Genomic DNA, 17,728 nt, shown 5'->3' on the forward strand with positions numbered 1-17,728 from the left:
TTATCCGGCTGAACAATGCGTCTAAACCAAAGGTGATTTATGAGCAACGTTGAAATCCTGCCGCAGGTTGCTGCATTTCTTGACCGCCGCCATGGCTGTTTCATTGACGGCCAGTGGGTGTTTGCCGAAGGGCCGAGCATTGCCGTGGTCAACCCGGCCACCGGCAAAACCCTGTGCGAAACCCTTGACGCGCCGCTGGAAGTGGTCGAGCAAGCCGTGCAGTCGTCCCATAAAGCCTTCAAATCCGGCGTGTGGTCGGGGCTGCGTCCGGCAGACCGTGAACGCATTCTGCTGAACTTCACCGCACTGGTTGAGGCGCATGCCGAAGAGCTGGCGCAGCTGGAAACCCTGAGCCAGGGCAAATCGATCAACATGGCGCGCGCGCTGGATCTGAACGCCACCGTGGAGTTCATGCGCTACATGTCCGGCTGGGCGACCAAGATCGAAGGGCAGACCTTTGACGTGTCGATTCCGCTGCCGCCAGGGGCGAAATTCACCGCGTTCACCAAGCGTGAGCCGGTGGGTGTGGTGGTCGGGATTGTGCCGTGGAACTTCCCGTTGTTGATTGCGGCCTGGAAGTTGATGCCCGCGCTGGCTACCGGTTGCACGGTGATCATCAAACCGGCGATGGAAACCCCGCTGACCGCCATGCGCCTGGCCGAACTGGCGCTGGAGGCCGGCATTCCGGCGGGCGTGTTCAACGTTGTCACCGGCGGTGGCGCTAATGTCGGCGGCGTGCTGACGGCGCATCCGTTGGTGAGCAAGGTGTCGTTCACTGGCTCGACCGCTGTCGGCAAAAGTGTCGGCGTGGCGTGCATGGCACACATGACGCGTTTCTCGCTGGAGCTCGGCGGTAAAAACCCGATGATCGTGCTGGCCGATGCCGATATCGACAAAGCCATTCAGGGCGCGATCCTCGGCGGTCTGCTGAACAACGGCCAGGTCTGTGCGGCAGCTTCGCGCTTTTATGTGCATCGCTCGATCCACGACAGATTCGTCGAAGGCCTCGCGGCAGCGGTCTCGGCCATGCCAATCGGTGCGGGCATGAACTGCGAAGCGGCGATCAACCCGCTGGTGTCGCGCAAGCAGCAACAAGGCGTACTCAAACACATCGAACTGGCTCGCCGGGAAGGTGCGCGCGTGGTGTCCGGTGGCGAGTTGCTGGAAGGCGAGGGCTTCTATGTGCAGCCGACGATACTGGCGGACATCGACCACAGCATGACGGTCGCCCGCGAAGAAGTGTTCGGTCCGGTGTTGGGGGTGATGCCGTTTGACGATGAAGACGCCGTGATCGCCCTGGCCAACGATAACCGCTACGGCCTGGCGGCCAGCCTGTGGACCAATGACCTCGGCAAAGCCATGAACCTGGTGCCGCGCATCGAAGCCGGCACTGTCTGGGTCAATGCCCACGTGTTGCTCGACCCGGCGATGCCGTTCGGTGGCGTCAAGCAATCCGGCATGGGCCGCGAGTTCGGGCGTGCAGTGATCGAAGCGTACACCGAGCTGAAATCAGTGTGCATTGCCCACTGATTCACACCGCGGGTGCCGGCTTCGCCAGTTCGATGCCCGCGGCACCCAGGCGCTTGAGAATCTCGAACAGCAGGTCGCTCTTGGTCACGCCGACAATGCGCGGGCTGCCGACATAGCCGGTGACGGTCAGGGTGATGCCTTCGGGCGTCAGTTTGCTGAAGCGCACCATCGGTGCCGGTTTGTCGAGAATGGTTTCGTGCTCGCAGTAGGTGTTGTAGAGCAGGTCTTTCACCTGTTCGGGGTCGATGTCCAGGGGGAAGGTGAGTTCCAGTGTCGCCACCCCTTGGGCGCTACCGCCCAGGGTTACGTTGCGCAGGTTTTGCGAGATCAGCTGCGAATTGGGCACGATGACAATCGAGCGGTCACTGAGCTGGATTTCGGTGGCCCGCACGTTGATCCGGCGGATGTCGCCTTCGACCCCGCTGATGCTGATCAGGTCGCCGACCTTCACCGGGCGTTCGGTCAGCAGGATCAGGCCGGACACGAAATTCTTGACGATCTCCTGCAAGCCAAAGCCAATCCCTACCGACAACGCACTGACGATCCAGGCCAGGTTGGTCCACTGCACACCCAATGATGACAGCGCCATCAGGATCACCAACGCATAGCCGATATTGGCGAACAGTGTGGTGATCGAAGCGCGCATGCCCGGGTCCATTTCGGTCTTTGGCAGAAACTCCTTGTCCAGCCAGCGGCCCAGCGTGCGTATCAGGTAAATGCCGATCAACAAGGCCAGTGCGGCATTGAGCAAGTGCCCCGGGATGATGTTCAGCTTGCGCAACCCGGCCCCGCCAAGGATGGAAAAGACGTTGTCGAGCAATTGCCCCAGGGTCGTGCCGACCCCCCCTACAAACAGGATGACGATCGCCAGCAGCAACAGACCGGCGCGGCCGACCCCTGACAGGATGGTCGAAATCTGTTCCAGGCGCCGATCTTCAATGCCCAGCAGTTGTTTCAGCGACTTGCCGCTGGAACTTTTGACCGAGAACAGGTATTCGCAGGCATCCTTGAAGCATTGCATCAGCACATAAAAGCCGCAGAGCACGAGGAAGCCCCAGACCAGTTCATACGTGATGAACCGGGCCAGGGACACATACCCTGTCAACAGAGATAACAGTGTTATCCCCATCGAGAGGCTGGCGATTGTGTAAAGCACGCCAGCCACCGTCCTGCCTGCCTCGGGGGCCTCTCCCGCGAGCACGACGGCCCTTCGGACCTTGCCGGTGCGCAACAACATGTCCAGCAGTACAAAACAAATCACCAGCGCGATGATGCCTCGACCGGCGATCACCACTTCGCTGCTCATTCCGGTTGCGTTGATGATCTGGTTCATTGTCATCAGCACCAACAGCACCACGGCCAGCGCTCGGGGATAAGGTTCCAGTGACAGCGCCACCGGGTCGGCGAGCGCCGGAAGTCGCCAGGACGGGTGCTTCGTGGATAACAGGGCGCGACTCAGCGAGGTGATCAGGACGCAGGTGTAGGCGACTTTTTCGAACTCCTGGGAAAATGTGGTCAGCATCGGCGTCAGCGGAGTCTGGCGTGTGAAGGTATAAAACAGCAGTTGCAGGGCGACCCCGACGGTCAATACGGTGGCCAGTACAGAGGCCAGCGCGAGGGAACTTCGGCGCAGGCGTCCTTCCGGCATCCGGTGAATGCACAGCCAGGTCAGCCCGCGTTCGGCGAGCCGGCGACCCAGCGTCCAGATGAGCAGGGCCAGCAACAGCAGCGCGCTGGTTGTGAGGCGCAGGCCCGGTTGCCACGCGGCTCGGGTGACCGCTGTCGCCTGGTCGAAGAACGTTTTGGCGCGCAGTCGATCGTCCAGCGAAGGGGCCAGGACCGGCGACCAGAAGTCGGGGTTAAGGATGCTGCGGGTGCTCAGGGTCAGTTCGCTTTCCAGCATGTTGCGACGGATGCCGGCGATCTGGGTAATGAGGTCGGAGGCACTGGTTTTCAGAGTGGCCAGGGTTTTCAGGGTGGCGTCGACTTTGTTTTTTTGTTCGGTGAGCGCTGTTCGCTGCGCGGTGATATCGGATTGTTCGGCCGCACCCTCGTCGAGGGGGACAGGCCCCAACACGCCCAGTTGTGTACGCAGTTGGGTTTGTAGCGGAAGCAGTGAGGCGGTGAGGCGATCGACATCCAGCATGAACATCTGGACCAGGTCTTGCGGGCCTTCCAGCTGGTTGAAGTTATCGACCAGCGAGATCTGCTGTTTGAGGTTGTCGAGCCGAACCTGCAGGGTCTGGAGATCGCTTGGGGAAACGGTGAGGGTCGCAGCGCCCGCCCTGGGCATTGAAATCTCGGGTTGGTCCGCCGCCGACAGCATTCCGGGTCCCGCCCCGAAAAGCGTGAAAGCAACGAAAATCATGGCTTTCAGTGCATGACGCATAGGAGTGCCTGACTCTATTGTTAGTCATTCAGCCTATGAGGTTAGGTCATCAGGTAAACCTTCGAGGAATAGTTTGGTCGCCTGCCCCCCGCTGGGCGAGGGGCAGCGGACGTGTCAGATGCGTTCGAACAACACGGCGATGCCCTGGCCGCCGCCGATGCACATGGTCGCCAGGGCATAACGGCCCTGGACCCGGTGCAGTTCGTGAATGGCTTTGGTGGCGATAATCGCGCCGGTGGCGCCCACCGGGTGGCCCAGCGAGATGCCCGAACCGTTGGGGTTGACCTTCTCCGGGTCGAAACCCAGTTCCTGGGCCACGGCGCAGGCTTGCGCGGCAAAGGCTTCATTCGACTCGATGACGTCCAGGTCGGCCACGGTCAGGCCAGCTTTTTTCAGCACCAGACGGGTAGCGGGAATCGGACCGAGTCCCATCAGTTCAGGCTCGACCCCGGCATGGGCGTAACCCACCAGCCGGGCCATCGGCTTGAGGCCTTGGGCGCGCACCATTTCACCGGTGGCCATGATCAACGCACCCGCGCCGTCATTCAGGCCGGAGGCGTTGCCGGCGGTGACGCTGCCGTCTTTTTTGAAGGCGGGCTTCATCTTGGCCAATTGTTCGGCATTGACCTCGGCGCGCACGTGTTCGTCGGTCGCGAAGGTCACGGTGCCTTTGCGCGACGCCACTTCGATCGGCACGATCTGACCGTCGAAGCGGCCTTCGGCGATTGCCCGTGCGGCGCGCTGCTGGCTGAGCATGGCCAGTTCATCCTGAGCCTGGCGGGTGATGCCGTAGCGCTCGGCGATGTTCTCCGCGGTGATGCCCATGTGGAAACCGGCAAACGGGTCTTGCAGCACGCCGAGCATGTAATCGATGGCTTGCATGTCGCCCATGCGCGCGCCCCAACGCGCTTGCGGCAACAGATAAGCACCACGGCTCATGGACTCGACGCCACCGGCCAGCGCCGCGCCCGCATCACCGAGCATCAGGCTTTGCGCGGCACTGACAATCGCCTGCAGACCGGAACCGCACAGGCGGTTGACGTTGAAGGCCGGCGTCTCTTTCGGCAGGCCTGCATTCATCGCCACCGCCCGGGAGATGTAGGCGTCACGCGCTTCGGTCGGAATCACATGGCCCATCACCGCATGGCCAATGTGCTCAGGCGCCAGCCCCGAACGCTCGATGGCGGCGCGGCACACGTCGGTCGCCAGTTGAATCGGCGGCACATCCTTGAGCGAGCCGCCGAAGCTGCCGATGGCGGAACGGACGGCACTGATTACGAAAATGTCGGATGGGTTCATGAGGGTTTCCCTGGTTCAGTCGGGGGCGCGTTTGGCGCTTTTATTGGGGGAAAGAGTCTAGGGGCGGCAGTGTGGTTGGCCTATGTCGAAAGTGCTCAAGGGGGGTGGTGTTTTTTGCCATTTCAGAGGAAGGGTGTTTTAGATCGGCTTATAGGGGGTGGGCGATGTTTCGGATTCTTTGGGTTGTTGACCGGGGACAGATCCGTTGCTGCGGTCCTGCTCCGTGGGCCTGCCGCCTGAAGGTCATCGCGGTGAACACCAACGACATGTCCGCCATCAATCCCCTGTGGGAGCTGGCCTGCCAGCGATGAACGCCCAGACACCGCGATCCTTCAGACAGCACGCGTCATCGTTGACGACCATCGCTGGCAGGCCAGCCCCCCACAGGAGAATGCGTACACATGGCCGGTAGGCCGCCTCGGTTGCATTGGCGGCAGTCGCCCCCTCAAGCCCCGAGCCTGTCCGTCAACCTGTGATGACCTCCATCGGTGCCTCTACCAACGTCTCACTCACCCACCCGCCGTTCCGGAAAAAACAACTCAAAACACGTCACCCCCTCACTGCTGCTGACGCTGTACCTACCGTGATGCAATTGCATGATCGTCGCCACAATCGACAACCCCAAGCCATTGGAATGCGCCGAACGCTCGCGGGATTCGTCGACCCGGTAAAAGCGTTCAAACAACCGGGGCAAGTGTTCGGCAGCAATGGTCGGCCCCTGGTTGCGCACGATCAACCGGATACCGTCAGCCGCAGGCGTGGCGCGAATGAACAGCTCGGAATGCGGCGCCCCATATTTGATGGCGTTCGCGCAAAGGTTGGCCAGCGCACGGCGCAGCAGCATCGGCTCTGCCCAAATCACGCCGCTGCCCTGGGCGTCGATGCTGATCCCGACGTCTGCCGCCGGCCCTTCGAAGTAGTCGGCCATGCGTTCCATTTCGTCGGCGGCGTCCAGTTCCTGGCGTTGGCTCAAGGCACTGGCCGGGTCAGTGCGCGCCAGAAACAGCATGTTGTCGAGCATCCGCGCCAGGCGCTCAAGCTCTTCGACGTTGGAGGCGAGCAGTTGTTGATAGGCTTCGACGCTGCGGTTCTGCTGCAGCGCGACCTGGGTTTCGCCGAGCAGATTGTTGATCGGCGTGCGCAGCTCATGAGCCATATCGGTCGACACCTGACCCAGTTGCACAAAGCCCTTGCCCAAACGGTCGAGCATGGCATTGAGCGCCTCGATCATCGGCAGCAGTTCCCGCGGAGCGCCCTGGCCATCGAGGCGCTCGGTGAGGTTGCCGACGCCGATACCGTGGGCGTGCCGAGCCAGGCGCCGCACGGGCAGCAGGCCGCGATGCACCAGCAGGTAACCGGACAGCGCCAGCAGAATCGCTGCCACGCTGGCGAAGAGGTACACATTGAGCCGGTAGCGGGCGAGCACGGCGGTGCGCTCGGTCATCAGGCGCCCGGTGACCACTTGCAAGCTGCCCATGTCGCCGGAATCGATGGTCGCCGCCAACGCCGCGAAAGGCACGCCATCCACGCCGGGGTAGTGCTGCACGTCGGCCAGGCTCAGCGGATGGTCCATCGCCACCGGCGCCAGCGACGGCATGGCCAGGTTGCCGGGATTGACCACCAGCAAGGGTTTTTGTCCCGGCGCGCCGATGCTCAACAGGGCTTCGCGATTACCCAGCATGTTCTGGAACAACGCCGGTTTGGTCCTGATGAGCTCCAGCGTATTGCTGTCGTTGAGGAAGGTGCGCAACTGATCGATGCGGTTCACCAGGGCGGCGTCGTCGCGACGGATCAGCTCGTGCTCCAGGTCGCGGTAAAGCGCCACGCCCAACAGGGTCAGCGAGACAAACGCCAGCAAGGCAAACACCAGCGCCAGGCGCAATGTCAGGGAATGGCGAAGGCGGCTCATGGCTGTGTATCAAAGCGGTAGCCGATGCCGCGCACGCTGTGGATCAGCTTGAGCTGGAACGGGTCATCGATTTTCAGGCGCAGGCGGCGCACGGCGACGTCGACGACGTTGGTGTCGCTGTCGAAATTCATGTCCCAGACCCGTGAGGCGATCATCGAGCGCGACAGGACCTGGCCCTGGTGCGTGGCGAACAGGTGCAGCAGGGCGAATTCCTTGTTGGTCAGGGTGATCTTCACACCCGCGCGAGTGATGCGGCGCTTGAGTACGTCGATTTGCAGGTCGTCCACTTGCAACTGTTCTTCTTCGCGGGTGGGACCACGGCGAGTCAGGGTGCGCAGGCGCGCCACCAGTTCGGCGAAGGAAAAAGGCTTGATCAGGTAATCGTCGGCGCCCAGTTCCAGGCCCTTGATGCGGTCGGCGATGTCATCCCGGGCGGTGAGAAACAGTACCGGCGTGTCGGCTTCCTTGCGCAAGCGGCGCAGGACTTCCCAGCCATCCATTTTCGGCATCATCACGTCCAGCACAATGACGTCGAAGTCGTGCTCCAGGGCCAGGTGCAAACCGTCGGCGCCGTTCCGCGCCAGGCTGACGGAGTAACCGAGCTCCTGCAGGCCGTTGAGCAGGTAATTACCCGCTTTGGGTTCGTCTTCGACTACGAGGATGTTCATGGGCGTGTGCCTCAGACAATTGGCGCCAGTGTAGCCGGATCAATGATCATTGGTGCAGCCGCTGCCGTTGACCTGGTAATCCAGCACATGCTCGCGACCCTGGTGGTCCAGGTAGTCGAGCCGCGCCGGAATCAGGCCGCACTGCTGCGAAATGTCGGTGCTGGACAGGACTTTATCAACGTCCATGTGCACGAAGAAACCGGTCTTGTCATGGATCACTGGCGCCGAGGTTGTCTGCGTATCGGCAAACGCCGAGCCGGTGGCGAGGAGGGCGGCGAAACCGAGGATAAACATTTTCATGATAAGTCTCTCTATTCGGGGTTTTGGCTGTCGGCGGGTGGCCTGGCAGTGAGTTCAGGTTAACCAGGCGATCCGGACAGCCGACCAACAGTTCAATGACAAAGCTGTAATGAAGCGGCCTCGGCGTTATGGCTGGCGGCCGGAGGCTTCGAGGATCAAGTCGGCGATCTCTTTGGAGTGGGAGACCAGCGACAAGTGGCTCGACGGCAGCTCGATGGTGGTCGCGCCCATGCGCTTGGCGAGGAAGCGTTCGAGGTCCGGATTGATGGTCTGGTCGAGGCTGGAGACCGCGTACCACGACGGTTTGCTGTGCCAGGCGGCTGCGGTGGTGCGATCGGTGAACAGGGTCTTGGCGATCGGTTGCTGCACGGCGAACAGTTGCATCGCCTTGTCGTGGGGCACGTCGCTGGCAAAGTACTTGAGGAAGGCGTCCTGCTTCAGGCTGACGAAACCGTCGTGTTCTTCGGTGCCGGCGCGCACGGGCATGGTCGGGTATTTACCTGATAACGCGACGAAATCTTCCCCGGCGTCCGGCGCGCGGGCGGCGACGTATACCAGCGAACTGACCTTTGGATTGACCCCGGCTTCACTGACCACGGTGCCGGCGTAGGAGTGGCCGACCAGCACCGTCGGGCCGTCTTGCTGATTGAGTACGCGCTGGGTCGCGGCGACGTCGTCGGCCACCGAGGTCAGCGGGTTTTGTACGGCGGTGACGTGCAGTCCGGCGGCCTGCAACCGGGAGATCACGTCCGCCCAGCTCGAGCCATCGGCCCAGGAGCCGTGCACCAGCACGACGTTGTTGGCCTTGACCGGCGCGATGTTGCTGGCCATGGCGGATCCGGTGCCGAGCATCAACAGGCTGGCGGCGATCAGGCAGAGTTTGCTCAATGGTTTCATGGTATCGACCCTTGTCATCTTCAGTGGGAGGCGTCACCCGGTGTGGGTGACTGACGACGTCACTGTAGGAAGCGAGGGTGCTGGCAACGCTGACAAGTCGATGACAAGTTTGTAATGCAAGAGCTGCCGTATGTCGGGAGCCCGGAACGGTCATCCGCTCGAACACTTCCAAACGAAGACAATTCTTGGGAGTTAGACCATGACCGATGATCTGAGACGAGATGCCCTGGCGGCCTGGTACAAACTCCTCGCACAACCCGAAATTCGCATGGATGTGGAGGAGCAGTACGACGAGTTGCTCAAGGCCGCCGATGAGATGGAGCGCCAAGGACTGATCAGCAGCGCGGAATGGCGAACCCTGGTGCGCGAGGCCGGAGTGGCTTTTTCCAGTGCGACAGAAGGGGTGGGCAGAGGCACGTAGGGTTCAATCAACGCGCAATGGCCTGTTTCGGCCTGCTGTGCGAACCATTGCAGAACCAGCGCGCAGGCCGGATCTTCAGGTGTAGGCCAGCAACCGACCGCACAACACCACGGTGAACCACAACGCGATCGATAGCAGCGCCTGGCATTTAGCAATGCCGGGCGCGGCGACGGCGGTGTTCCATTGATGGACTGACCGATAGACGCCGACGTGGAACAGCGCGGCATTGAGGCCGGCCGTCGCAATCAGGCAAAGCTTGAGGATGAAAACGCCGTTGGAGGCGAAATCATGTGGGTGGGCTGAAAACATCATCAGCCCCGCAGGCACGATCAACAGCAGTGCAGCGACTGACCAGGTCAACAGGTGCCGAGCAAGGTCAGTCACGGCAATGTTTTTCGACAACCCGAGTACCCTCAGATCAAACATCACGACCGAGCCGACCAACACGGCGAACCCGATGATGTGAACCACCTCCACCATCGGATACAGCCACAGGTCGCCGCGCATGGCGGCGCCCAGTTGCGAGTCACCCACCCAGTCCAGCCAGCTGTCCGCATCCGCTTCCACGCCGGTGTTGAGGGTTTGCATCAGCGTAACTCTGTGGTTTTGCCGCCGACCGTGATGCGTTCGGCGCGCAGTTCATCCGGTTTGTTGCGATTCTGGTAGCCGACCACGCTGACCGTGCTGCCGACGCTTAGCATCTCCCGGGAAAGACCACGGTTTTCCATGCGCGAGGGCGGCGCCAATACCACGTTCCAGGTCTTGTCCGGTGTTTTGAGGCGCACGAATCCATGGGGATGGGAGTAACCCGATTCTTCGATCGTGCCGTTCAACTGCAAGGGATTGTCGGAGTCGTATTCACTCCAGCCGTGATGAGCGAACGCTGCGGTTGCCACCAGTATCAGTGACAAACCAATGCCGCCGAGCATGCTTTTCATGACCTGTCTCCTGATGCACGCCATCAATAAACTCAAGTCGCGAAGTCCAGCTGGTTTTTAGAATAGCTCGCCCGTTTTCAGTGATGAATCGTGGGCTCGGGGATTAGTGTTTCTGAAAAAGTAACTGCGCGAAAATCAACCGGTTATTCCCCTGTTTTTGATTACCCGGCGCTCAACAGCCAACCCGCCACCCCGCAGCCAAGCACCACCAGCCACGGTGGCAGCTTCCAGAACATCAACGCAACAAGGGCGACCAGCGCCAGAGCGAAGTCTTGTGCGGTGAAAATCGCACTCGTCCAGACCGGTTGATAAAGCGCGGCCAGCAACAAGCCGACCACGGCAGCATTCACCCCGATCAACGCGGCTTGCGCGCCGACGTTGCGACGCAACCGCTCCCAAAACGGCAGAGCGCCCATGATCAACAGGAACGATGGCGCGAAGATCGCCAGCAGGCAGATCAACCCGCCGAGCCAGCCCGACGGCGCAAGGTTCATGGATGCACCGAGGAACGCGGCGAACGTGAACAGCGGGCCCGGTACGGCCTGCGTGGCGCCATACCCGGCGAGAAACGCTTCATTGCTGACCCAGCCCGAAGGCACCACCTCGGCTTGCAGCAGCGGCAGCACGACGTGGCCGCCACCGAAAACCAGTGAACCGGCCCGGTAGAAGGCATCCACCAAGGCCAGGGTTTGGCTTGGAAAAAGTTGATTCAAGATCGGCAGGCCGATCAGCAGTGCCACGAACAGCGACAACCAGATCGCCCCGGCGCGCCGGCTGAAGGAGATAGGCAAAGGATCGTGCCCATCACGCTGTGCGGGTTTGAACAACAGCAGGCCGGCGACACCGGCGGCGATTATCACCCCGACCTGCGCCCAGGCAGACGGTTCAAACAGGACAACGCCGGCTGAAATCATCATGAAGGTGACGCGCAGCCCATCCGTGCACAGGTTTCGCCCCATGCCCCATACGGCTTGCGCAACCACCGCGACAGCCACCACCTTGAGCCCGTGCAGCGCGCCAGGCGACAGGAGTGCACCGTACCGGGAAAGCCCTAGTGCAAACAGGATCAGGGCAACGGCTGACGGCAACGTAAAACCGGCCCACGCCGCGAGCGCCCCGCGATATCCCGCCCGAGACAGGCCCAGTGCAATGCCGACCTGGCTGCTGGCCGGCCCTGGCAGGAATTGGCACAGCGCTACCAAATCGGCATAACTGTGTTCCGACAGCCAGCGACGCCGTGTGACGAACTCATCCCGGAAATAGCCCAGATGCGCAATGGGGCCGCCGAAAGAGGTCAGCCCGAGGCGCAGGAAAATGATGAACACCGACCATGGGCTACTGCGGCTATCGGCACGGGGATCGTCCATATACGCGTCTTCCTGAAATGAAGTGATTCAGTGTTGTATGCCGCCATTCTAACCATGGCCTACGCTTATCCTGAGATGGATGTTCATTGATCGGGATATTTGCCCTGATCGACGTTCAACCGGTGCCCCATAAAAACAAAAGTCTCGGGAGAAAACGCATGTTTGCATTGTTACGTCGATCCACCCTTTTGCTCGCGGCTGTCGTCAGCACCGCTGTGCTTGCAACGCCTGCATTTGCGCTGGATACCGTCAAGTTCATGGCTCCCGGTTCGGTGGGCGGCGGTTATGACCAGACCGCACGCGTCTTGGGCAAAGCCTTGATTGAAGCCAACGCCGCCAAATCCGCCACCTTCGAAAACAAGGGGGGTGCAGGGGGGACGCTGGGGCTGGCGCAGTTTGCCAACAGCACCAAAGGCGATCCGAATGCGCTGCTGGTGGTCGGTGCGATCATGGTGACTGGCATCGAGCAGAACAAACCGCAGATTACCTTGAAAGATGTGACGCCAATTGCACGGCTGTTTACCGAATACAACGTGATTGCGGTGCGCAAGGAGTCCGAATTCAAAACCCTGGAGGACCTGCTGAAAGCCTTCAAGGACAAACCGACCAGTATTTCCTGGGGCGGGGGTTCCAAGGGGTCGATCGATCACATCGGCATTGCCGAACTGGCCGCGAAAATGGGCGTTCCGGTCAACAAGGTCAATTACGTTGCCTTCGCGGGCGGAGGGGAAGTGGTTGCCCAGGCATTGGGAGGGCAGATCAAAGTCATCACCGGCGGTTATGCCGAGCTGGGCCAGTACGTCAGGAGTGGTCAGTTCCGTGTGCTCGCCATCGGTGCACCGGAGCGCGTGGCAGGCATCGATGCTCCAACGCTTAAAGAAAGCGGGTATGACGTGATCATCGGCAACTGGCGTGGTGTTTACGGTGCTGCGAATCTCACACCCGGGCAGCGCAAGGAAGTGACCGACGCCGTGGTCGCCGCCGCCAACAGCAAAGTCTGGAAAGACAATATTGAAACCAACAAATGGTCGCCCAACATCCTCACCGGTGACGAGTTCGGTAAATTCGTCGACGCCGAGCACGTGCGGCTGCGGGCGATGCTGGTCGAGGTGGGGCTGGTCAAACCATGAGCCATTCGCGCGCAATCGTGCCAGTGCAACTGGCGATTGGCGTCGGTGTGATCGCCATCAGCGCCGTGCTGGCCTACGGCGCTTTTCTTTTCCCTGACGAGATGGGGTTCGTCATTCTTGGCGCGTACGTCTATCCCTATGCCGTGGCGGTATTCCTCGCGGGCGTAGGCGTGGTACTGAGCTATCAGGCCCTTACCGGCGGTTTTCGCGAACTGGCGGACCACGAAGACGAATCCGCCAAAGTGTTGCCTGGCGGCAAGGCCGGTGTGGCGTGGGTGACGGGGGGGTTGTTGGGGGTGGCCGTGCTGATCAATCTGATCGGATTCGTCCTGGCGGCCGCGCTGTTGTTCGCCTGCTCGGCGCGGGGCTTTGGCAGTCGCCATCCGCTGCGTGATCTCGCCATCGGCATAGCCCTGACGCTACCGATTTACTGGCTGTTCAATGCCGGGCTGGGGGTTTCCCTTCCGCCGCTTGTCAACGCCTGGATCTGATTCGGGCCGCAGGAGATCAACAGGGTGGACATTCTTGCAAGCCTGGCAATGGGTTTTTCCTCGGCCCTGACGCCGATCAATCTGATGTGGGGGTTCATTGGCTGCCTGCTCGGCACCGCCATCGGCGTCTTGCCGGGCATAGGTCCGGCGCTGACCGTGGCGCTGCTGCTGCCGATCACCGCGAAGGTCGATCCCACCGGCGCGCTGATCATGTTCGCCGGCATTTACTATGGCGCGCAGTTCGGCGGTTCCACGACGTCCATTTTGCTTAATACACCCGGGGAATCCTCGTCCATGGTCACGGCCCTGGAAGGCAACCTCATGGCCCGAAATGGTCGAGCGGGACCAGCCTTGGCCACGGCGGCCATCGGCTCTTTTGTGGCGGGTACTATCGCCACGGTTCTGCTGACTTTGTTTGCGCCCATCGTGGCAAAACTGGCACTGAAGTTTGGGCCTGCGGAGTATTTCGCGATTCTGGTGCTGTCGTTCACAACGGTGTCTGCGGTGCTCGGGGCGTCCATGTTGCGCGGCTTTGCATCCCTGGGGATTGGCTTGACCGTCGGATTGATCGGGCTGGACTCGACCTCCGGTATCGCTCGCTACACCTTGGGCGTTCCAGAGCTGGTCGATGGCATCGAAGTCGTGCTGGTGGCGGTCGGGTTGTTTGCGGTGGGCGAAGCGCTGTACAGCCTGCTGTATCAGAAGGAAGAGGCAACCGGTCGACACCGCATGTCCTCCTTGTGGATGACGCGCGCCGACTGGAAGCGCTCGGTTCCGGCGTGGCTGCGGGGAACGTTGATCGGTTTTCCCTTCGGGTCGATCCCGGCCGGTGGCGCGGAGATCCCGACGTTCCTGTCCTATTCCACCGAGCGCAAGCTCAGCAAATACCCGAAAGAATTTGCTGCCAGCAAAGGCGAGGGCGCCATCGAGGGTGTTGCCGGCCCTGAAGCGGCGAACAACGCAAGCGCCACCGGCTCGCTGGTGCCGTTGCTGACCCTCGGTATCCCGACATCGGCCACCGCAGCCATCCTGTTGGCCGCCTTCCAGAACTACAACCTGCAACCGGGGCCGCTGCTGTTTGAAACCTCGGGTGAACTGGTCTGGACCCTGGTGGCCTCGCTGTACATCGGCAACGTCATCCTGCTGGTGCTGAACCTGCCGTTGGTGGGGTTGTGGGTCAAACTTCTGCAAATCCCGAGGCCGTACCTGAACGCCGGGATTCTGGTGTTCGCCACCATCGGCGTGTACGGCATGCGTCACTCATCTTTCGACCTGTTGCTGATGCTGGCGATCGGGTGGGGCGGGGTGTTGATGCGCCGATTCGACTTCCCTGTCGCTCCGGTGATCGTGGGCATGCTGCTGGGGCCGATGGCGGAAAAACAACTGCGTAACGCGTTATCGATCAGCGAGGGCGACTGGACGGTGTTTCTGACGCAACCGATTTCCGCTGCGTTTCTGGCGTTGACGTTGCTGGTGCTGCTGGTCCCGCATCTGCTGCACGCGAGGGGCATCAAGTTGCATGAAGATGATTGAGCACGTCAGAGAGGCTAACGAATTCATGTGCGAATCCGGCGAACACCGATCGGTCCTGGTCGATGGAGGGGAACGCCGCTGAAAGTGCGTTCCTGGTAGTTCGAAGCTTGCGAAATCAGACGCGCGATGCTGGTCGGCTTCAACTTGCTGCATTCAGCGCTGGTTATGTCCTTTTGCCGATATCTACTGGCTTGTTAGCGTTAGTCGGCAATCCGCTGGCGCGTTAGAGTCGGGGCACCGTTCCTCGCCACCGCTGGATGCCACCGATGACTCGCCCCCGTTTTTTGCCCGACAACTTCACCCTGACCCTCATCGGCGTGGTCGTTCTCGCCAGCCTGCTGCCTGCCAGCGGCCAGGTCGCGGTCGGTTTTGGCTGGCTGACCAACCTCGCCATTGCCCTGTTGTTTTTCCTGCATGGCGCCAAACTGTCGCGTGAATCGATCATCGCCGGTGCCGGCCACTGGCGCCTGCATTTGCTGGTGTTCAGCCTGACGTTCATCCTGTTTCCGTTGATCGGCCTGGCGCTCAAACCTTTGCTCTCGCCGCTGATCGGCGACGAGCTGTACATGGGCATGCTCTACCTCTGCGCGCTACCCGCCACAGTGCAGTCGGCGATTGCTTTCACGTCCCTGGCCCGCGGGAATATCCCGGCAGCCATTTGCAGCGCGGCGGCCTCCAGCCTGTTCGGGATTCTCCTGACGCCGTTGTTGGTGACGTTGCTGCTGAATGTGCACGGCGAGGGCGGTTCGACGCTCGATGCGATTCTGAAGATCAGCGTGCAACTGTTGCTGCCGTTCATTGCCGGGCAGATCGCCCGACGCTGGATCGGCGCCTGGGTGGCGCGCAACAAGAGCTGGCTCAAGTTCGTCGATCAAGGCTCGATCCTGTTGGTGGTCTACGGTGCATTCAGTGAGGCGGTGATCGAAGGCATCTGGCACCAGATTCCGCTCTGGGAGCTGGCCGGGTTGGTGGTGGTCTGCTGCATCGTGCTGGGCCTGGTATTACTGGCGTCCACCGTGCTGAGCAAAGCCTTCGGCTTCAATCAGGAAGACCGCATCACCATCCTGTTCTGCGGTTCGAAAAAGAGCCTGGCCACCGGCGTACCGATGGCCCAGGTGTTGTTCGCCGGCAGCACCATAGGCGTGTTGATCCTGCCGTTGATGCTGTTCCATCAGATTCAGTTGATGGTCTGCGCGGTGCTGGCGCAGCGTTATGCCAATCGCCCGGAAACGGTTCCTGAACTCATGGCCCAGGTCGATCCTTGATTTCCGGGCTGGATTGCAAGCTATTGCCCGTCGATAAGGCGAGGCAGCTTCAGCGGGTTGAAATCACGCAGTGCCTCAGGCAACAGCGCATCCGGAAAACCCTGGTAAGCCACCGGGCGCAAGAAGCGTTCGATCGACGTCATGCCCACCGAGGTGAAGCGGCTGTCCGAAGTGGCCGGGAACGGGCCGCCGTGGACGGTGGCGTACGTCACCTCCTGGGGATGGGCAAACGCGTTGACAACGATGCGCCCGGTGCGGCGTTCCAGCACCGGCAGCAGGCGCCGGGCCAGTGGCAAGTCATTTTCTTCCAGGTGCAGCGCGGCGCTGAGCTGGCCTTCGAGCGAGCGAGCAATGGCGAGCAGTTCAGCTTCATCCTCGACGGTCACCAGCAGCGCGGATGGACCGAAGACTTCCTGCGAAAGTACCGCTTCGCTCAGGAAGCGTTGGCCGTTGACCTCCAGCAGCGCCGATTGGCCGTCAAAGTCTGCGCTGGGGGCCGAACCTTCGGCGACGCGGCGCGCACCGGCGTCCTCCATTGCGGCCAGACCGTTGAGGTAGGACGCATGGATCCCCGGCGTCAGCATTGTGCGCGCCGAGGCCTCGGCCACGCGTTTCACCATGGCGTCGCGCAGTGCTTCAAGACCCGCACCTTTGATCGCGATCTGCAGGGCGGGCCTGAGGCAGGCTTGCCCGACATTGACCAGCATGCGCTCGATAAAGCCGTCACCGATCTGCGCACCGCGCTCGGCCAGTGCGGCGGGCAGGATGAACGTGGGATTGATGCTGGTCATCTCGGTGAACACCGGAATGGGGTCGGGCCGTAGTTGCGCACGGCGATACAACGCCATGCCGCCCTGTTCCGAACCGGTAAACGTCACGGCCTTGACCAGCGGATGATCGACCAGGGCTTCGCCGATCGTGTTGCCCATGCCGCGCACCATCGAGAAAACGCCCTCGTGCAACCCGTGGTCCTGCACCGCCTTCTGGATAGCCCGCGCCTGGATTTCCGAAGCGCCCGGATGGGCGTTGTGCGCCTTCAGAATGACGGTCGCGCCAGCGGCCAATGCCGACGCGGTATCGCCACCGGCCACTGAATAGGCGATCGGAAAGTTGCTCGCCCCGAAAATCGCCACCGGGCCGATGGCGATTTTTTGCAACCGATGGTCCATGCGCGGGCGAGGCTGACGATCAGGCTGCGCCGGATCGATGGCCAGTTGCAGGAAGCGGCCTTTGCGCACGACCTCCGCGAACTGGCGAAACTGTGTGGCGGCCCTTGTGGCCTCACCTTCCAGTTGCGCTTGCGGCAAGCCCGTTTCAAGCGCGGCACGGGCCCCTAACTCTGCGCGGACTGCTTCAAGATTGTCGGCAATGCTTTCGAGAAACGCCGCGCGCGCAGCGAGCGAGGTGTGGCTGTAACTGTCGAATGCCTCGTCGGCGAGCGTTGCCGCCCGGTGGACTTGCGCCACGCCACCCAGCGCAAAATCCGGTTCGATCAACGTGTTGGTGGCGGGGTTGAGCGCTTTCATCGTCCCTTCAGTGGCAGGGACATCGTGGGCGCCGATCAGCAGGTTTCCTGTCAGTTTCATCAGCG

16 protein-coding genes are annotated in these 17,728 nt (G+C 61.5%); 6 read left to right on the forward strand and 10 right to left on the reverse strand.

Annotated elements, in window-relative coordinates; all coding sequences use genetic code 11:
• Positions 1-39: 39 nt before the first annotated feature.
• On the forward strand, positions 40-1,530 hold the full coding sequence (locus ACM6IQ_RS12730) for an aldehyde dehydrogenase family protein (protein WP_414878943.1): 1,491 nt from the start codon (positions 40-42) through the stop codon (positions 1,528-1,530).
• A 1-nt stretch (position 1,531) separates the two neighbouring features.
• Here ACM6IQ_RS12730 and ACM6IQ_RS12735 read toward each other — a convergent pair whose 3' ends face one another.
• From ACM6IQ_RS12735 to ACM6IQ_RS12760, 6 genes are all read right to left on the reverse strand, one after another.
• On the reverse strand, positions 1,532-3,919 hold the full coding sequence (locus ACM6IQ_RS12735; protein ID WP_414878944.1) for a DUF3772 domain-containing protein: 2,388 nt from the start codon (positions 3,917-3,919) through the stop codon (positions 1,532-1,534).
• A gap of 114 nt (positions 3,920-4,033) precedes the next feature.
• Positions 4,034-5,218, reverse strand: coding sequence for an acetyl-CoA C-acyltransferase family protein (locus tag ACM6IQ_RS12740; RefSeq protein ID WP_414878945.1), 1,185 nt, complete (start codon positions 5,216-5,218; stop codon positions 4,034-4,036).
• Between the two features lie 505 nt (positions 5,219-5,723).
• Positions 5,724-7,127, reverse strand: coding sequence for a heavy metal sensor histidine kinase (locus ACM6IQ_RS12745; RefSeq protein WP_414878946.1), 1,404 nt, complete (start codon positions 7,125-7,127; stop codon positions 5,724-5,726).
• Entirely contained in the window at positions 7,124-7,795 is a 672-nt protein-coding gene (locus ACM6IQ_RS12750; RefSeq protein ID WP_017338097.1) for a heavy metal response regulator transcription factor, read from the reverse strand. The genes ACM6IQ_RS12745 and ACM6IQ_RS12750 overlap by 4 nt, the downstream gene beginning before the upstream one ends.
• A gap of 39 nt (positions 7,796-7,834) precedes the next feature.
• Positions 7,835-8,095: a DUF2790 domain-containing protein gene (locus tag ACM6IQ_RS12755; RefSeq protein WP_414878947.1), complete on the reverse strand. Its 261-nt coding sequence runs from the start codon at positions 8,093-8,095 to the stop codon at positions 7,835-7,837.
• A 126-nt stretch (positions 8,096-8,221) separates the two neighbouring features.
• Positions 8,222-8,992 (reverse strand): alpha/beta hydrolase, encoded by a 771-nt coding sequence (locus tag ACM6IQ_RS12760; protein WP_414878948.1) that lies wholly within the window; start codon positions 8,990-8,992, stop codon positions 8,222-8,224.
• A gap of 199 nt (positions 8,993-9,191) precedes the next feature.
• On the opposite strand from ACM6IQ_RS12760, the gene ACM6IQ_RS12765 reads away from it, so the two are divergent.
• Positions 9,192-9,413, forward strand: a complete 222-nt coding sequence (locus ACM6IQ_RS12765; protein ID WP_017338100.1) for a hypothetical protein — start codon at positions 9,192-9,194, stop codon at positions 9,411-9,413.
• Positions 9,414-9,488: 75 nt separating this feature from the next.
• On the opposite strand, the gene ACM6IQ_RS12770 is transcribed toward ACM6IQ_RS12765, so the two are convergent.
• The 3 genes from ACM6IQ_RS12770 to chrA form a co-directional block, all read right to left on the reverse strand.
• Positions 9,489-10,001 (reverse strand): DUF6644 family protein, encoded by a 513-nt coding sequence (locus ACM6IQ_RS12770; RefSeq protein WP_414878949.1) that lies wholly within the window; start codon positions 9,999-10,001, stop codon positions 9,489-9,491.
• On the reverse strand, positions 10,001-10,351 hold the full coding sequence (locus ACM6IQ_RS12775) for a DUF6152 family protein (RefSeq protein WP_017338102.1): 351 nt from the start codon (positions 10,349-10,351) through the stop codon (positions 10,001-10,003). Before ACM6IQ_RS12775 ends, ACM6IQ_RS12770 begins: the two co-directional genes overlap by 1 nt.
• 161 nt (positions 10,352-10,512) lie before the next feature.
• On the reverse strand, positions 10,513-11,718 hold the full coding sequence (chrA, locus tag ACM6IQ_RS12780) for a chromate efflux transporter (protein ID WP_414878950.1): 1,206 nt from the start codon (positions 11,716-11,718) through the stop codon (positions 10,513-10,515).
• Between the two features lie 158 nt (positions 11,719-11,876).
• On the opposite strand from chrA, the gene ACM6IQ_RS12785 reads away from it, so the two are divergent.
• From ACM6IQ_RS12785 to ACM6IQ_RS12800, 4 genes are all read left to right on the forward strand, one after another.
• Entirely contained in the window at positions 11,877-12,848 is a 972-nt protein-coding gene (locus ACM6IQ_RS12785) for a Bug family tripartite tricarboxylate transporter substrate binding protein (protein ID WP_017338104.1), read from the forward strand.
• On the forward strand, positions 12,845-13,339 hold the full coding sequence (locus ACM6IQ_RS12790) for a tripartite tricarboxylate transporter TctB family protein (RefSeq protein ID WP_414878951.1): 495 nt from the start codon (positions 12,845-12,847) through the stop codon (positions 13,337-13,339). Before ACM6IQ_RS12785 ends, ACM6IQ_RS12790 begins: the two co-directional genes overlap by 4 nt.
• Before the next feature lie 24 nt (positions 13,340-13,363).
• The gene (locus tag ACM6IQ_RS12795) at positions 13,364-14,872 is read left to right on the forward strand and encodes a tripartite tricarboxylate transporter permease (RefSeq protein ID WP_031318754.1); all 1,509 of its coding nucleotides are present in this window, start codon (positions 13,364-13,366) and stop codon (positions 14,870-14,872) included.
• Positions 14,873-15,138: 266 nt separating this feature from the next.
• Positions 15,139-16,137, forward strand: coding sequence for a bile acid:sodium symporter family protein (locus ACM6IQ_RS12800; protein WP_017338107.1), 999 nt, complete (start codon positions 15,139-15,141; stop codon positions 16,135-16,137).
• Positions 16,138-16,157: 20 nt separating this feature from the next.
• Here the strand turns inward: ACM6IQ_RS12800 and ACM6IQ_RS12805 are convergent, their stop codons facing one another.
• Positions 16,158-17,723 (reverse strand): aldehyde dehydrogenase (NADP(+)), encoded by a 1,566-nt coding sequence (locus tag ACM6IQ_RS12805; RefSeq protein WP_414878952.1) that lies wholly within the window; start codon positions 17,721-17,723, stop codon positions 16,158-16,160.
• Between the last annotated feature and the right edge of the window lie 5 nt (positions 17,724-17,728).

It is taken from the genome of Pseudomonas sp. IT-P100, from assembly GCF_949767185.1.
GTDB classification, from domain to species: Bacteria; Pseudomonadota; Gammaproteobacteria; order Pseudomonadales; family Pseudomonadaceae; genus Aquipseudomonas; species Aquipseudomonas fluorescens_B.

What these genes read in the sequence shown, in the direction of transcription:
- ACM6IQ_RS12800 (WP_017338107.1), top strand. Translation starts at nt 15,139, where the DNA reads ATGACTCGCCCCCGTTTTTTGCCCGACAACTTCACCCTGACCCTCATC.
- ACM6IQ_RS12785 (WP_017338104.1), top strand. Translation starts at nt 11,877, where the DNA reads ATGTTTGCATTGTTACGTCGATCCACCCTTTTGCTCGCGGCTGTCGTC.
- ACM6IQ_RS12750 (WP_017338097.1), bottom strand. Translation starts at nt 7,795, where the DNA reads ATGAACATCCTCGTAGTCGAAGACGAACCCAAAGCGGGTAATTACCTG.
- ACM6IQ_RS12770 (WP_414878949.1), bottom strand. Translation starts at nt 10,001, where the DNA reads ATGCAAACCCTCAACACCGGCGTGGAAGCGGATGCGGACAGCTGGCTG.
- ACM6IQ_RS12805 (WP_414878952.1), bottom strand. Translation starts at nt 17,723, where the DNA reads ATGAAACTGACAGGAAACCTGCTGATCGGCGCCCACGATGTCCCTGCC.
- chrA (WP_414878950.1), bottom strand. Translation starts at nt 11,718, where the DNA reads ATGGACGATCCCCGTGCCGATAGCCGCAGTAGCCCATGGTCGGTGTTC.
- ACM6IQ_RS12735 (WP_414878944.1), bottom strand. Translation starts at nt 3,919, where the DNA reads ATGCGTCATGCACTGAAAGCCATGATTTTCGTTGCTTTCACGCTTTTC.
- ACM6IQ_RS12765 (WP_017338100.1), top strand. Translation starts at nt 9,192, where the DNA reads ATGACCGATGATCTGAGACGAGATGCCCTGGCGGCCTGGTACAAACTC.
- ACM6IQ_RS12740 (WP_414878945.1), bottom strand. Translation starts at nt 5,218, where the DNA reads ATGAACCCATCCGACATTTTCGTAATCAGTGCCGTCCGTTCCGCCATC.
- ACM6IQ_RS12760 (WP_414878948.1), bottom strand. Translation starts at nt 8,992, where the DNA reads ATGAAACCATTGAGCAAACTCTGCCTGATCGCCGCCAGCCTGTTGATG.
- ACM6IQ_RS12745 (WP_414878946.1), bottom strand. Translation starts at nt 7,127, where the DNA reads ATGAGCCGCCTTCGCCATTCCCTGACATTGCGCCTGGCGCTGGTGTTT.
- ACM6IQ_RS12730 (WP_414878943.1), top strand. Translation starts at nt 40, where the DNA reads ATGAGCAACGTTGAAATCCTGCCGCAGGTTGCTGCATTTCTTGACCGC.
- ACM6IQ_RS12775 (WP_017338102.1), bottom strand. Translation starts at nt 10,351, where the DNA reads ATGAAAAGCATGCTCGGCGGCATTGGTTTGTCACTGATACTGGTGGCA.
- ACM6IQ_RS12790 (WP_414878951.1), top strand. Translation starts at nt 12,845, where the DNA reads ATGAGCCATTCGCGCGCAATCGTGCCAGTGCAACTGGCGATTGGCGTC.
- ACM6IQ_RS12755 (WP_414878947.1), bottom strand. Translation starts at nt 8,095, where the DNA reads ATGAAAATGTTTATCCTCGGTTTCGCCGCCCTCCTCGCCACCGGCTCG.